Raw genomic sequence first — 13179 nt, 5'->3', positions numbered from 1 at the left:
CGCCGCCCTCGCCCCCGCACCCCCAACCCCACCCTCCCCCCTCCTCCTCACCCCCGGCCTATCCTGTGATTCCGTCGGCCGGCTCAAGGCGGCGGCTCCGGAGGCGGCCGTGTGCGGTGGTGGACGGGGTGAGGACGAGGGAAGAAGCTAGCCAGCATGACGAGAGGCGCTGCCAAGGAGCCGGTGTCGAGAGGCGGCGGGCGCAGTCGGCGGAACTTCGCCGGGGCGCGGCCCGTCATGGAGGACGTGGCCCGGCTCGCGGGGGTCAGCAAGCAGACCGTCTCCCGGGTGCTCAACGAACACCCCGCCGTCCGCGCCGAGACCCGCGAAGCCGTCCGCACCGCGATGCGCACCCTCGGCTATCGCCCCAGCCGCAGCGCCCGCTCCCTGGCCAGCGGCCGCACCCGCATGCTCGGCGTGATCTCCTTCGACGCCGCCCGCTACGGCCCCGCCTCCACCCTCACCGCGGTCAACACCGCGGCGCAGAAGGCCGGTTACCTCGTCAGCGCGATCGCCCTCGACACCGCCGACCCCGACACGGTCGTCCAGGCCGTCGACCGGCTCTCGGCGGAAGGCGCGGACGGCATGATCGCGATCGCCCCCCAGCTGTGGGTCGCGGACGCGCTGGCGGAGGCGCACCTCGACGTCCCCCTGGTCGTCATGGACAACGACCTCGGCGACGGCACCCCGATGATCACCGCCGACGCGTACACGGGCGGCCGCAAGGCCACCGAACACCTCCTCGCCCTCGGCCACCCCACCGTCCACCACGTCGCGGGCCCCACCGGCTGGACCTCCGCGATCCGCCGCGCCGAGAGCTGGGAGGAGGCCCTGAGAGCGGCGGGCGCCCCCGTCCCCGAGCCGCTGGTGGGCGACTGGAGCGCGGACTCCGGCTACGCGCTGGGCCGCCGCCTCGCGGAGAACCCGCAGGTCACGGCCGTCTTCGCGTCCAACGACCAGATGGCGCTGGGCATCCTGCGCGCCCTGCACGAGGCGGGCCGCCGGGTCCCGGACGACGTCAGCGTCGTGGGCTACGACGACGTCCCCGAGGCCGCCCACTACCTCCCCCCGCTCACCACGATCCGCACCGACTTCCAGGAGATCGGCACCCGCTCCCTCCACACCCTCCTCCACCGCATCGAAACGGGCCCCACCCCACCGACGCCCCCGTCGGTGATCCCGGTGGAGCTGATCGTGCGGGCGAGTACGGCGGGGTGTCGCGGGGGGAAGGGGTCTGCCTGAGACCGGGCGCGGGGGGCGCCGACTGACGCCGAGCTGACCGGTGTTCCTGGCGGTGCGCCTCAACTCACCGTGACCGAGGGCCACTCGCCCGTGTGAGGAAAAGGAGCGGATCACCCCGAACGCCCAGGAAATCTCCCGCGCATCCGGGACGATGACCCCCATGACCTCCCTCCCCGAGTCCAGCCGACGCTTCTTCCGCTGTCTCGCCGAACTCCGCGCCACCCTCGACCCGGAGTCCTTCACCCTGATGCTGCGCATCCTGGAGGCCACCGACCAGGCGATGGAGGAGCGCACCACGGACGTCGACGTCTCCCTCTCCCCACGCGAACAGGAGCTGTTCACCCCGGAGTTCGGCGAGAAGCTGCGCCTCCTCCTGGACCTGCTGGTCCCCACCGCGGCCGACCTCGCCCAGATGGGCGAACTGCCTTCGGACGACTTGGAGGATGTGGAGAACGTGGCGGACACGGCCGAACGGGAGCGGCTGCGCCGCGAGGTGGAGGCGATCGCACGGGCCAGCGGACTGGAGTCCTGGTTCCAGGGGCGGTGATTCCGGAGTTCCGGGAGCCGGTGACCCGGCGTTCCCGGGGGCGGTGATTCCGGCCGTTGCGGGGGGCCGGGTCCGGGGCCCGCGCGCCGCCCCCGCCATGGTCGTAGGCATGAGCCCCCGGCCCAGGGACCCCCCACCCTGGCCGAAAACGAACCCCTCCCCCTCCGCTTGATTTGCACCTGCCACATGAACGCGGGATGTCCGCGCTACTGTGCGCGCGTGAGCGTTCATGTCGTTTTGGGTTTCGGCCCCGCCGGGGCGGCCACCGCCCGGCTGCTGGCCGAAAAGGGCCATCCGGTACGGGTCATCACCAAGTCGGGCCGAGCTGCCGAACCAGGGATCGAGCACCTCGCCCTGGACGCGTCGGACAGCGCACGGCTGACGGACGCCGTGCGCGACGCGGTCGCCGTCTACCAGTGCGCGGCCCCGCCGTACCACCGCTGGGCGGCCGAACTGCCGCCCCTGACAAGCGCGTTGCACACCGCGATCGAGTCCACCGGCGCCGTACTGGTGCTGCTCGGAAACCTCTACGCGTACGGTCCCGTGGCCGGCCCCCTCACCGAGGACCTGCCGCTCGCGGCGACCGGGACCAAGGGCCGGGTACGGGCCGGGATCTGGGAGCGCACAAAAGCCCTGCACGACGCGGGGCGGATCAAGGCGACCGAGGTCAGGGCCTCGGACTTCGTCGGCCCCGGCGTCACCGACGGCGGCCACCTCGCCGCCCGCGTCATGCCGGCGCTGCTGCGCGGCAAACCGGTCTCCACCCTCGGCGACCCCGACGCCCCGCACAGCTGGACCTACCTCCCCGACGTGGCTGCCGCCCTCGTCGAAGTGGCGGGAGACGAACGGGCGTTGGGACAGGCATGGCACGTACCCACCCAACCTCCTTTGTCCGTACGGGAGATGGTCAACCGCCTCGCAACTGAAGCCGGCACCGCGCCCGTCTCCGTACGTGGCCTGCCCGCGCCGCTGCTGAGCGCCGCCGGGCTGCTCTCGCCGCTGCTGCGTGAACTCAAGGAGGTCCGCTACCAGTTCGACCGCCCCTTCGTGGTCGACACGAGCAAGTACGAAACCGCGTTCGCCGTCCGGGCCACTGAGCTCCAGGAGCAGGTCAAGGCGACCGTGGACTGGTGGCGGGCGAGGTCTGCCACCGCATAGCCGAAGGAACGGGGGAAACACAGCACATGAAGAAAACCGGGGGAGCGCGGCGGGACGACGTCGCGATCGTAGGAATGGCCTGCCGTTTTCCGGGGGCCCGTGATCTCAACGCGTACTGGCGGCTGTTGACCGCCCCGAGCCCGCAGTTCGGCGCGGTGCCGGCCACCCGCTGGGGCGCGGCCTTCCACAGCGACGACTTCCGCGACACGGCCGCCGCCTACACCGACCGCATGGCCCTGCTGGACGGCGTGGGCGACTTCGACGCCGCCCACTACGGCATCCCGCCCCGCCGGGCCCGCGCGATGGACCCACAGGGCCGGCTCCTCATCGACCTGGCCCGAGAGGCAGTTCAGGACGCCGGCTGGGAGGTGGGCGGTTTCGACCGCGAGGAGACAGCGGTCATCACGTCGCTCAGCGAGAGCGGGTATCGGGAACTCAGCACTATGCATATCCGGTTGCGGCAGTTGGCGGAGGGTGAGTTCGGGAGGCCTTTGGGGGGCGGGGAGTTCGGGAGGCCGTCGGCTGGCGGTGCGTTCCAAGAGTCCCTGGCGGGCGGCGAGTTCGGCGAGGGTATAGCGGGCGGGGGGTCCGGGAGGGCTTCGGTGGACGGCGGGTCCGGAAAGCCTTTGGCCGGCAGCGCGTCCCAAGAACCCCTGGCGGGCGGTGAGTTCGAGAGGGACCTGGTCGGCGATGCGTTCGGAGAGCCCGAAGCGGGACGCGAGTTCGGGAAGGCCCCGGCCGTCGGCGGGTCCGGAAAGCCCCTGGCCCGCGAGGACTTAGCCGACTCCGTCCGCGCGGTCGACCGTCTCAACGGGACCTCGGTCGCCGGGCTGCTGCTCAACATGGGCCCGAACACGGTCAGTTCGGTCCTCGATCTGCACGGCGAGAGCTACGCCCTGGACGCGGCCTGCTCCGGTGGACTCCTGGCCGTCGCCAACGCCGTGCACGCCCTGCGCGCGGGCCGCTGCCGCATCGCCATCGCCGGCGGCGCCCAACTCGTCCTGGCACCCGACCTGTTGATCGGCCTCTCCCGCATCGGCGCGGTCTCCCGAACCGGCCGCTGCCTGCCCTTCGGCGCGGAGGCCGACGGTTTCGTCCTCGGCGAGGGCGCGGCACTCGTCGTCCTACGCCCCCTCGCCGACGCCCGCGCAGCCGGTGACCGCATCTACGCGGTGATCCGGGGCGTCGGCACCGCGAACGACGGAACCGTACCCGGCGGGATGGAGCCCCAGGCGGCAGGCCAGGTACGGGCCATGCGACGCGCTTACCGGGACGCCGGGTTGCCGCCGGGCGCGGTGGATTACATAGAGGCGCACGGCACGGGGACGACAGTCGGAGACGGCGTCGAACTCGGCGCGCTGGGGGAACTACGGGGCGGGAAGGGCGAGTTCAGCGAACTCCAGGAAGACGACGGCGAGTCTGGCGAACCTCGGGAAGATCAGGGCGAACTCCGAGGAGGCAAGGGCGGGTTCGGCGAACTCCAGGGAGAGCGGGCCGAACTCCGACGAGCCGAAGGCAAGTTCAGCGAACCCCGGGGAGAACAGAGCAAACTCCGGCGAGACGCCCGCGAGTTCGGCCAACTCCGGAACGGCGACAGCAACTTCGCCGCCCCCCAGACCGAACCCGCCTACCTGGGCTCCGTAAAAGCCGTCGTAGGCCACCTCCTCGGCGCCGCCGGAATGGCCGGCCTCATCAAGACCGCCCTCGCCGTCCACCGCCAACTCATCCCACCCCAACCGGAGTTCCCCCTCAACGACACCCCCGCCCTGGAAGCGGCCCACCTCACCGTCCCCACCACCCCGACCCCCTGGCCCACCACCGACCACCCCCACCGCGCCGCCATCAGCTCCTTCGGCTTCGGCGGCACCGGCGTCCACATGATCGTGGAGAGCCCCGGCGACACACCCCCCAGCCCCACCCCCACCCCCCAACTCCTCCTGCTCACCGCCCGCGACACGACCGGACTGGCCAGGTACGCCGAGGAGTTGGCCCAGGTACTCACCGAGGACCGGCCACCGCTGGACACGGTCGCGGACACCCTGGCCCGACGCACGGTACTGCCCGAACGACTGGCGGTGGTGGCGGAGGCGGACGACGCCGTATCCCGACTCCGCCTCGCCGCAAGGGAGTTGGCGGCAGGCCGGACCGGCGAACTGGCACCCGGGGTGTACAGCGGAACCGTACGCGCCGGGACGACCGTACCCCTGCCCGCCGAACACGGCACAGGCCCCGAACACGGCGTCGATCTCCATGAGTTGGCGCGCCGAGCCGTCACCGACGCCGACCTGCTCCCACCCGCCGAACGAAAACCTCCCTGCACCCTGCCACCCAGCCCGCTCTCACCCCGCCACCACTGGGTGGTGGACCCGAACCGACGCGAGACACCCACACCCAAACCGACCGCACCGGACAGCACCGAGAGCCAAGTACCGCACGACACCGAGCCCCCCGTTCCGGACAACAGCGCCGAAACCCTCGTACTCGAAGAAGTCTCCCGCACCAGCGTCTTCCCCCTCGCCGGCCTCGACCGGCGGATGACCCTGGCGACCGACCTCGGATTCGACTCCCTGATGCTCCAGGAACTGGAGACGAACATCGGCCGCCGGATACCGGGTTTCCGCACGGAGGAGATGTTCGACCCGGAACTGACGCTGGCCCGGCTGGTCACTCTCGTCGCACCGCACCTCGGACCGGACGCAGGCCAACTCCCGCCGCCCACAGTCCAGTTGCCGGACCAGCCCGACTGGTCCCCCGAGACCGCCGCCCCCGACGACTTCCCCGAAGTCCGCCTGTTCGAAAGCCGATTGCAAGCGATCACCCAAACCGGCGCGGAATTCCCCTACTTCCGCGTCCACCAGGGCACCCCCCGCGCGACAACCCGCATCGGCGACCGCACATACCTCTCCTTCGGCAGCTACAACTACCTTGGCCTGTCCGGCAGTCCGGAGGTCAACGCGGCCGTGCACGCGGCGGTCGAGCGGTACGGCACCTCGGTCTCCGCGAGCCGCATGCTCTCCGGCGAACGCGACCTCACCGTACGGCTGGAGCAGACACTCGCCGCGTTCCTCGGCGTCGCGGACTGCCTGGCGCTGGTCAGCGGGCACGCCACCAACGTCACCGCGATCGGGCACGTCGTCGGCGCCGGCGACCTGATCCTGCACGACGCGCTCGCGCACGACAGCATCCTCCAGGGCTGCGCCCTCTCCGGCGCCGCCCGCCGCCCCTTCGCGCACAACGACATGGGCCGGCTGGAGCACCTGCTGCGCCTGAACCGCTCCCGCTTCCGGCGCGTCCTGATCGCCGTGGAGGGCGCCTACAGCATGGACGGCGACCTCGTCGACCTGCCGGCCGTCATCCAACTCAAGAAGAGGTACGGGGCGTTGCTGCTCGTCGACGAGGCGCACAGCATCGGCACGGTCGGCGACGGCGGGCGCGGCGTCGGCGAGTTCTACGGCGCCGAACGCGCGGGCGTGGACCTGTGGATGGGGACCCTGTCGAAGGCGTTCGCCAGCTGCGGCGGGTACTTGGGCGGGTCGGCGCGTACGGTCCGCTGGCTGCGGCACACGCTGCCCGGGTTCGTGTACAGCGTCGGCCTCACCCCGGCGAACGCGGCGGCGGCGCTCGCGGCGAGCGAACTCATCACCCCAGCGCGGGTAGGGCAGTTGAGGCGCAACGCCGAACTTTTCCGCTCGCTCGCCGGCGCGGCGGGGCTCCCGACCGGCTCCAGCGCGCACACCCCGATCGTGCCCTGCGTCCTCGGCGACTCGGCACGCACCCTGCGCGTCGCGGACCGGCTGCACGCGCGCGGCATCATCGCCGACCCGATCTTCCATCCGGCGGTGGAGGAGGGGCAGGCACGGCTGCGCTTCTTCGTGACCAGCGAGCACGAGGAGGGGGACATCCGGCGGGCGGTGTCGGTACTGACGGAGGAAGTGACGGCAGTGGCGGAGTAACTCCCGTACGGATAAGGCCAGTTGAGGTAACTCCCGTGCAGGCGAGGCCACTTCAGATCAGCGTGCGTTCTATCCGGCTGAGCAGAGCCCCTTGCCCGGCGTCGGCGGGTGCGGACGCCGGGGTCCCCGTACCCACCCGCTGCGCGAGCAAGTAGGCGATGATCTCCGCCTCTTGCTCCTGCACATCGTCGTAGGTCGCACGCAGCAGCATGTCCCGTACGAGGGCGGGGTCGAGGTTGGGGAAGAGGAGCCGCGCACTCTCCTCGTCCAGCGACCCGGCCCCGCGATGGCAGCAGATGATATGGCCCAGCTCATGCAAGATGATGTGCTCCTGATGGGTGCTGGCCGTGTTGGCGTCGTAGAAGATCAGGTCCTCGTCGCGCGCGGCGACCCACATCCCGCAGGGGTGGCTGGCGGGCATCTGGAGCGGGATCAGCAGGATCGGCCGCCCCCGCACCCGCCCCAAGTGCGCGCACAGTTCGGCCACATCGGCCACCTGCGGCAACCCCAGCTCCGCGATCCGCCGCGCCCCGTCCTTACGCAGCTTCTTGAGCTGCGTACGACGCTCCTGGGCCCCCTTCACTCCGACCGGCCTCTGAACGGCCTTGCGGCGGGCGGAAGTTGGTCAACTGCCCTTTCGGCGACCGGAAGTTCAGTCACCGGCGGTTCGGTGACCGGCGGCAGCCCCTGCAACTGGCGGTACTGATCCATGATCGCCGTGATCGCCTGAAGGTTCTCCTTCTTCATCCCGGCGGCCCGCATCGCGATCCCGCGTACGCCGGACTGGCGCAGCGCCTCCAGCGCGGCCAGCTCACTGCGGACGGACTCGGCGACCTCGTCGTCGAAGAAGTAGGCGACCGAGACGCCGAAGAAACGGGCGAGGGCGGCCAGCAGATCGGGGGAGGGGTTGGCGCGTTTGCCGGTCCTCAGCTGGGACAAGTAGACGCCGCCGACCTTGAGTTCGGGGCTGGCCCGCTTCAGCTCCTCGGCGACCTCGGCGTTGGTCCAGTGCCGGCCCTTGGGGCGGACCGTTTTGAAGAGGCTGTCCAGGCGGACGGCCAACAGGGGCCGCTCGTCGTCCTGTTGCCCCCCAGCGGCCTCGGAGGCGTGGTCCCCGGTCTCGGACATGTCGAAGGCTCCCTCCCCTCACCTCCCCGACAACATAGCCATTGGCTATGTCCAAGTCTCGCAGATTAGCGGGCAGTTGACAATTGGCCGCCCCTGCGCCACCGTTGAAGCCAGTCGGATAGCTGGCAGCTAACTTGGTCCCACGGGGGTGGCCGAGTTGACCGCGGGCTGCACGGCGCTGACGGCCCGGTTTGGCCCACGGGGGATGGGCCACGCCGGACCGGCAGCGGCAGAAAGAGGGGCCTCACGGGGGAACGAGGGGCGTCTCTGGAGCAGGAAGGCCCCACGGGGGAAACACCGGGGCCGACTCAGGGGAGCCGCGGGGGAACCCGCGGTGAAAACGAGAATCCCGCCCGGTCTGACGGGGGATGCAGACCGGGCGGGACCTCTCAACCGAGCTTACTGTAGGCGGACGCCACCTTGGTGAGCCACGCGACTTCGGCCGCGAAGTTGTCCGTATCCCGGTCCGCGAAGTCCCCGGCGTCCATGTTGTCGTCCGGCGCCGTCCCCGCCCGCTTCGCCGCCAGTGCCCGCCGGATCCGCCCGGCCTCGGCGAACGCCTGCTGCGAATCCCCGTCCCGCGCCCGCCCGTTGACGCCGCCGCGCTCGATATAGGGCCTCAAGTCCCGCCACCCGTCCCGGATTTCGACGACCCGCCGATGCAGCCGGTAGTCGAGATCGTTGACGGCGGCGGCCCCCGGCGGCTCCAGGACGATGTCCGGCGAGGCCTCGTACAGATCCCGCCACAGCGGATAAAGCGCCCGGTACGCCTGGTAGTTGTGCCCCCACCGCAACAGCCGCTCCCCGGCCGGCGCCCACGAGGGCAGGGTGAGGGCCAGCGACAGGATGACGATCCCGAGCGCACTGAACAGCGACGGCACGACCGTCCAGCCCCCGATGTCCCAACCGGCGGCGGCCGTAAGGATGTTGACGGTCCGCGCGGCGCAGTACAGAAACAGCACGACAGCCGCCACGGACAGCATCCGCAACGCCTGCCGCAGCGAGACTTTGTCCGTCATCCGCGCATACGGCCCGCACTGCCGGTAGATCGTCACACAAGGCACGGCCTGCGAGACGACGAACACCAGCAGATAGGTGAGCACCAGCGGCTGCCCGCTCCCGGTGTTGAAGTCCCCGGCCGCCCGCCCGGGCCCGTCCGCGACGAAAAACAGCACCACGAGAAGGGAGTTGAGAGCGACCCCGGTGCCCAGCCAGTACCGGCTCCTGCGTACGGTCGTGGCGTCGTCGGCCGCCCAGTGCAGCAGGATGATCTGCGCGGCGACACAGAACGCGACCGCCGACACGTGCATCACGAGGATCGCGAGATTCCGCACACCCAGGAACCGGTCGCCGCTCAGCGCGACCGCGCCCATCGTGAAGGTCAGACACTGCAACAGCAGCGTCACGACCAGCGTCCGGTACGCCGAGTCCCGCCAGCTGCGCCGCAGTTGGGACAGCCGCACGGCGAGCGCCGCGTAGGAGGCGAGGGCGGACAAGGCGAAACAGAGCGTTCTGACGCTGTTCAAGTGTTCCCCCGGTTTCGTGAACTGCTAGTCGCCCAAAGGCACTTCGAGCCCGATCCCCTCCGCGGCCACCGCCACGGCGAAGTCGAAGAAGACGCTCTCGTCGCTCACGCTGTCGTGCGTCCGGCTGAACACCTGGAAGATCAGCAGCCCGATGAGACTGCTCCACAGCACGATCCCGCGCTCGACGACGTCCGAGAACGGCGCCTGCGGCACCCCGCCGAACAGCTCGACGGCGGCCGGCAACAACAGTGGCGGCCCCGCCAACACCCGCCGGGGCGGCGTGAGTTCGCCCCCCTGCAACGCGGCGCCGACGATCCCGGCCAGCACTCCCGGCGTACGGGACGCGGGCGGCACGGTCTCCTGCGGGGCGTGGTACCCCGGCACCGGGGACCCGTAAATCAGCGTGAACTCAGGGGAGTTGGCGAACGCCCAGCCCCGCAGCGCCCGGGCGACGGCCAACAGCCGCGCCCCAGCGGAGGCTCCGCCCGCCACGGCGTCCCGGTCGGCGCGCTCCATGGCCTCGGCGGAGGAGTCGTAGGCGTCGATGACGAGCGCGGTCAGCAAGGCATCCCGACCAGGAAACACCTTCTCGACCACCCCCGTCCCCCACCCACCCCCTTCACTCACGGCCCCCAACGTCAGCCCACCGGCCCCCGTTTCCCCGAGCACCCGAAGCGCGACACCCTTGATGACGGCCAACTCCCCAGAGCCCCCGCCAACGCCACCCGTTCCGGAAAATTCCATACCAGCACGCTATCGGCTCCGAAAGCCGGGCTGGAGAGAAACAGACACGGAAAGTTGTCGGCGACCTGTCCACGATGGTCCGCAAGTTCGGAGGCTGGTTCTCGGTCGAGCACATAGAGATGCCCGCCTACCAGCACTCTTCACTCGAGAAGGATCTCCTCCGGGCGCCGGTTGGTGACCGGCACACCCCGGGTGTAGAGGATGTGGTTCAGGCAAGCGTCAAGATCGTTACCGTGATCGTCCCGGGCCATGTCACGCAACTCATGAGCCAGACGAAGCCCGTTGACGAGGACGACGGGGTACTGGTCTTCCGCCATTTCGAGTTGAGCTGGCTCCGAGAAAGATCCAGTGGTGACATATACGCCGATCCAGCCGCGGCGCAGGCGAGCGACGACTCGTGCGATCTGTTCGGCGGACACCTGATTGTCCGTGCGTATGCACTTGGCTTGGCCCAGAACGACGAGGCTGGTGCCGGCGAGTCCTGATCCGAGGTCGATACGCCCGACGAAATCCGCTCCGCCGTCCCCAGAACGCCGGGTGATCCATCCCTCGCGGTAGCTGTGTCCCGAGCCTCTGAGCACCCGAGCGGCGACGGCGGAAGCGACGGTCTCGAAATCGTGTTTGCGTCCGTCGAACTGCTCATAGATGAACCGCAGGTCGATGTCCTGCCGACTGCCTGGTGCAGGACGCTGATCACGCACCTTTGCGACACGTGCCCGAGCAACACGTCGGCGGACCCGTGGCAGAGCGGAGTGTCCCCGCTCGACCCACTCGCGCCAAGCACGGGGCGCTGTGGCCAGGGTTTCCTTGTCAGAGAACGCAGGGTTGCGTCGCGCAGTGATCCAGTCCCAGTCGACCTGATCGTTCTCGAAGGACAGATCGATCAGGGCAATGTCGTACACATAGTTGGTGAACGTGGTGTGCTCGTGTCCGGCCCATTGAACGATCCGTTCGGCCCGTTCTATGACCCCGAGGCCGCAGAACTCGACGAAGCCCTTGACCTTGCCGTTGCGTCGCACGGCGCGGAACAGCAGCAGAGGGGCTGCGCTGGCTCGTTCCTCTCGTGTCGGTGCCTGATGTCCTGAAAAAGCGTCCAAGAGGGCCGCGTTTCCGGCGGTCGTTCCTGGGAGCTTGGTGAGCTTGGCCTTGTGGTCACCGAAGTAGCGCACGTGACCGTTGTCCATGTCGAACACGTCGTGCCACGGAGTCTGTTCGCTGCCGGCCTTCCACGGGCTTGAGCGGATCAGGATGGCGGGCCGGCGCTGCCGGCCGCTCGCCGAAACCTTCGCCATGCCATTGATACCGGACTCGAGGAGCGCCATCTTGCGACCGGGAGAATCCGTCACATAGTGGAAGTTCGCATACTCGTCGAGCACAGGCTCGGTCGGATCCTTGGCACTCGCATAGCGCAGAACCTGCCCGACGCGCAGACTCTCCCCCATAACAGCCCCTCTCAGCACTGGCGGAGAAGCGATCATCACATGTTGCGGAGGGGATGAGCGCCAGAAGGGGCCTTACGCAGGCTCTGACACTTCGATGTGGAGTCTTCACAGGGGGAGTGTCGACAGTTGAGGAAGGTCACGTGATCTGGACTGTCTTCCGTCGAGATGTGCACTATGGCGACTGGCGATTCTTTTAAGACGATCCTTGGCTTGCTGAGTTTGAACTCGTGAAGTTACGGCGGGGAAAGGGTCAGGCCGGTCTCGGTGAGGCAGCCGTCGATCAGGTGGGGGCGGTACTGGATCTTCTTGAGGCCGTGTTTGATGACGCGGGTGAGGTGGTCGAGGTCGGCCGCGGCGAGGTTGGTGAGCACGCCGCGGTTGAGCAGGGACCAGATGCCTTCGGCCGGGTTCAGGTCCGGTGCGTAGGAGGGCAGCTGGAACACGGTCAGCCGGTCGGTAGTGTCGATGAACTGCTGTATCCCGGCACACAGGTGCCGGTTGAGGTTGTCCCGGATCAGGATGAGCGGGGCGCCGAGCCGGGCGTGTGCCAGGACGAGGAAGTCGTGGTAGTCCTGCCAGGTGAAGCTGGCCTGCTCGCCTTTGCGGCGGCGGTAGATGTGCAAGCGGTACAGCAACCGCGAGCGGTGGCCGGCCCGGTAGCAGACCAGACCCGCCACCGAGATGCGTCCGGCGCCCCGCCCGCCGGGCACCCGGACCGTGGGGGTGTGGCCACGCCGGGACCAGGTGCGGGCCTTCGGCGGCCTCATCGTCCGGCCGCACTCGTCCTCGAAGCAGACCCAGGCGTCCAGGTCCGCCGCCCTCTTTCCACGTGCGGCCACACCTCCTTCTTCCACACTTCAACGGCCCCGTCGCCCCGCCCGATCACCCGGTGGGCGGGGATCTGGCACGACCGGCCGTCGCGTCGCAGCAGTTTCCACACGCCCGGCACGGTGCAGCCGATGTGGAACATCCGCCCGATCAGCGTCCTGATCCTCGCCAGCGTCCACCGCTGGCCGGCAAAGCCGTACGCCAACGGCCCCCGCTGAAGGGCCGCCTCCAGCCGGGCGAACCGCGCCGGACCCAGCCGCGGCCGCGAGGCCGGCCCCTTCGAGCGCAGTCCGGCCACGCCCCGGCGGTCGTAGGCCCGCCGCCACCGGTTCACCGACATCCGCGTCACCCGCAGCTCCCGCGCCACCTGCACGTCCGTGCGGCCCTGCTCGAACAACTCCGCGGCTGCCACGCGCACCCGCTCACGCCGCTCCCGGTCCGCAGCCGTCAGACCGCCGCCTTGCGCATACCGCACGAGACCGGCATACCGGCCCCGACAGCCAACGCCACCACCCCGCGGAACACCACGAGTTAAAGATCAGTGAGCTTCTTCGAGTTGGCTACCGATCGGGTGACGGTCGGCGAAGCGCAACGAGCGAGGCCCCCGGGCT

10 protein-coding genes are annotated in these 13179 nt (G+C 69.8%); 4 read left to right on the top strand and 6 right to left on the bottom strand.

Annotated elements, in window-relative coordinates; all coding sequences use genetic code 11:
• Positions 1-156: 156 nt before the first annotated feature.
• The 4 genes from ACYUD3_RS13410 to ACYUD3_RS13395 all read left to right on the top strand — a co-directional run bounded on the left by ACYUD3_RS13410 (position 157) and on the right by ACYUD3_RS13395 (position 6900).
• The gene (locus tag ACYUD3_RS13410) at positions 157-1242 is read left to right on the top strand and encodes a LacI family DNA-binding transcriptional regulator (protein ID WP_470968565.1); all 1086 of its coding nucleotides are present in this window, start codon (positions 157-159) and stop codon (positions 1240-1242) included.
• Between the two features lie 160 nt (positions 1243-1402).
• Positions 1403-1789, top strand: coding sequence for a hypothetical protein (locus ACYUD3_RS13405; RefSeq protein ID WP_470968562.1), 387 nt, complete (start codon positions 1403-1405; stop codon positions 1787-1789).
• A 219-nt stretch (positions 1790-2008) separates the two neighbouring features.
• Positions 2009-2947, top strand: a complete 939-nt coding sequence (locus ACYUD3_RS13400; RefSeq protein ID WP_470968560.1) for an NAD-dependent epimerase/dehydratase family protein — start codon at positions 2009-2011, stop codon at positions 2945-2947.
• A 26-nt stretch (positions 2948-2973) separates the two neighbouring features.
• Positions 2974-6900 carry an aminotransferase class I/II-fold pyridoxal phosphate-dependent enzyme gene (locus ACYUD3_RS13395; RefSeq protein ID WP_470968557.1) on the top strand — a complete coding sequence of 1309 codons (3927 nt, stop codon included), beginning with the start codon at positions 2974-2976 and terminating at the stop codon, positions 6898-6900.
• A 52-nt stretch (positions 6901-6952) separates the two neighbouring features.
• Here the strand turns inward: ACYUD3_RS13395 and ACYUD3_RS13390 are convergent, their stop codons facing one another.
• The 6 genes from ACYUD3_RS13390 to ACYUD3_RS13365 form a co-directional block, all read right to left on the bottom strand.
• Positions 6953-7483 (bottom strand): toxin, encoded by a 531-nt coding sequence (locus ACYUD3_RS13390; protein ID WP_470968554.1) that lies wholly within the window; start codon positions 7481-7483, stop codon positions 6953-6955.
• Positions 7480-8028 (bottom strand): helix-turn-helix domain-containing protein, encoded by a 549-nt coding sequence (locus tag ACYUD3_RS13385; protein ID WP_470968552.1) that lies wholly within the window; start codon positions 8026-8028, stop codon positions 7480-7482. Before ACYUD3_RS13385 ends, ACYUD3_RS13390 begins: the two co-directional genes overlap by 4 nt.
• A 389-nt stretch (positions 8029-8417) precedes the next feature.
• Positions 8418-9554, bottom strand: coding sequence for an MAB_1171c family putative transporter (locus tag ACYUD3_RS13380; RefSeq protein WP_470968549.1), 1137 nt, complete (start codon positions 9552-9554; stop codon positions 8418-8420).
• A 24-nt stretch (positions 9555-9578) separates the two neighbouring features.
• Positions 9579-10181 carry a TetR-like C-terminal domain-containing protein gene (locus tag ACYUD3_RS13375; RefSeq protein WP_470968547.1) on the bottom strand — a complete coding sequence of 201 codons (603 nt, stop codon included), beginning with the start codon at positions 10179-10181 and terminating at the stop codon, positions 9579-9581.
• Positions 10182-10438: 257 nt separating this feature from the next.
• Positions 10439-11740: a restriction endonuclease gene (locus ACYUD3_RS13370; protein WP_470968544.1), complete on the bottom strand. Its 1302-nt coding sequence runs from the start codon at positions 11738-11740 to the stop codon at positions 10439-10441.
• Between the two features lie 233 nt (positions 11741-11973).
• A protein-coding gene (locus tag ACYUD3_RS13365) for an IS630 family transposase (protein ID WP_470968541.1) occupies positions 11974-13043 on the bottom strand; the annotation gives its coding sequence in 2 pieces (ribosomal slippage) (positions 11974-12596 and positions 12596-13043; 1071 coding nt in all).
• Positions 13044-13179 lie beyond the last annotated feature (136 nt).

The organism is Streptomyces sp. AMJ-169 (assembly GCF_055597585.1).
Note: the sequence above shows the minus strand (reverse complement) of the source record. Positions and strands in the feature narration are given on the sequence as shown.

Excerpts from the sequence above, each read along its gene's own strand:
- ACYUD3_RS13410 (WP_470968565.1), top strand. The coding sequence starts at position 157 with ATGACGAGAGGCGCTGCCAAGGAGCCGGTGTCGAGAGGCGGCGGGCGC.
- ACYUD3_RS13405 (WP_470968562.1), top strand. The coding sequence starts at position 1,403 with ATGACCTCCCTCCCCGAGTCCAGCCGACGCTTCTTCCGCTGTCTCGCC.
- ACYUD3_RS13395 (WP_470968557.1), top strand. The coding sequence starts at position 2,974 with ATGAAGAAAACCGGGGGAGCGCGGCGGGACGACGTCGCGATCGTAGGA.
- ACYUD3_RS13385 (WP_470968552.1), bottom strand. The coding sequence starts at position 8,028 with ATGTCCGAGACCGGGGACCACGCCTCCGAGGCCGCTGGGGGGCAACAG.
- ACYUD3_RS13370 (WP_470968544.1), bottom strand. The coding sequence starts at position 11,740 with ATGGGGGAGAGTCTGCGCGTCGGGCAGGTTCTGCGCTATGCGAGTGCC.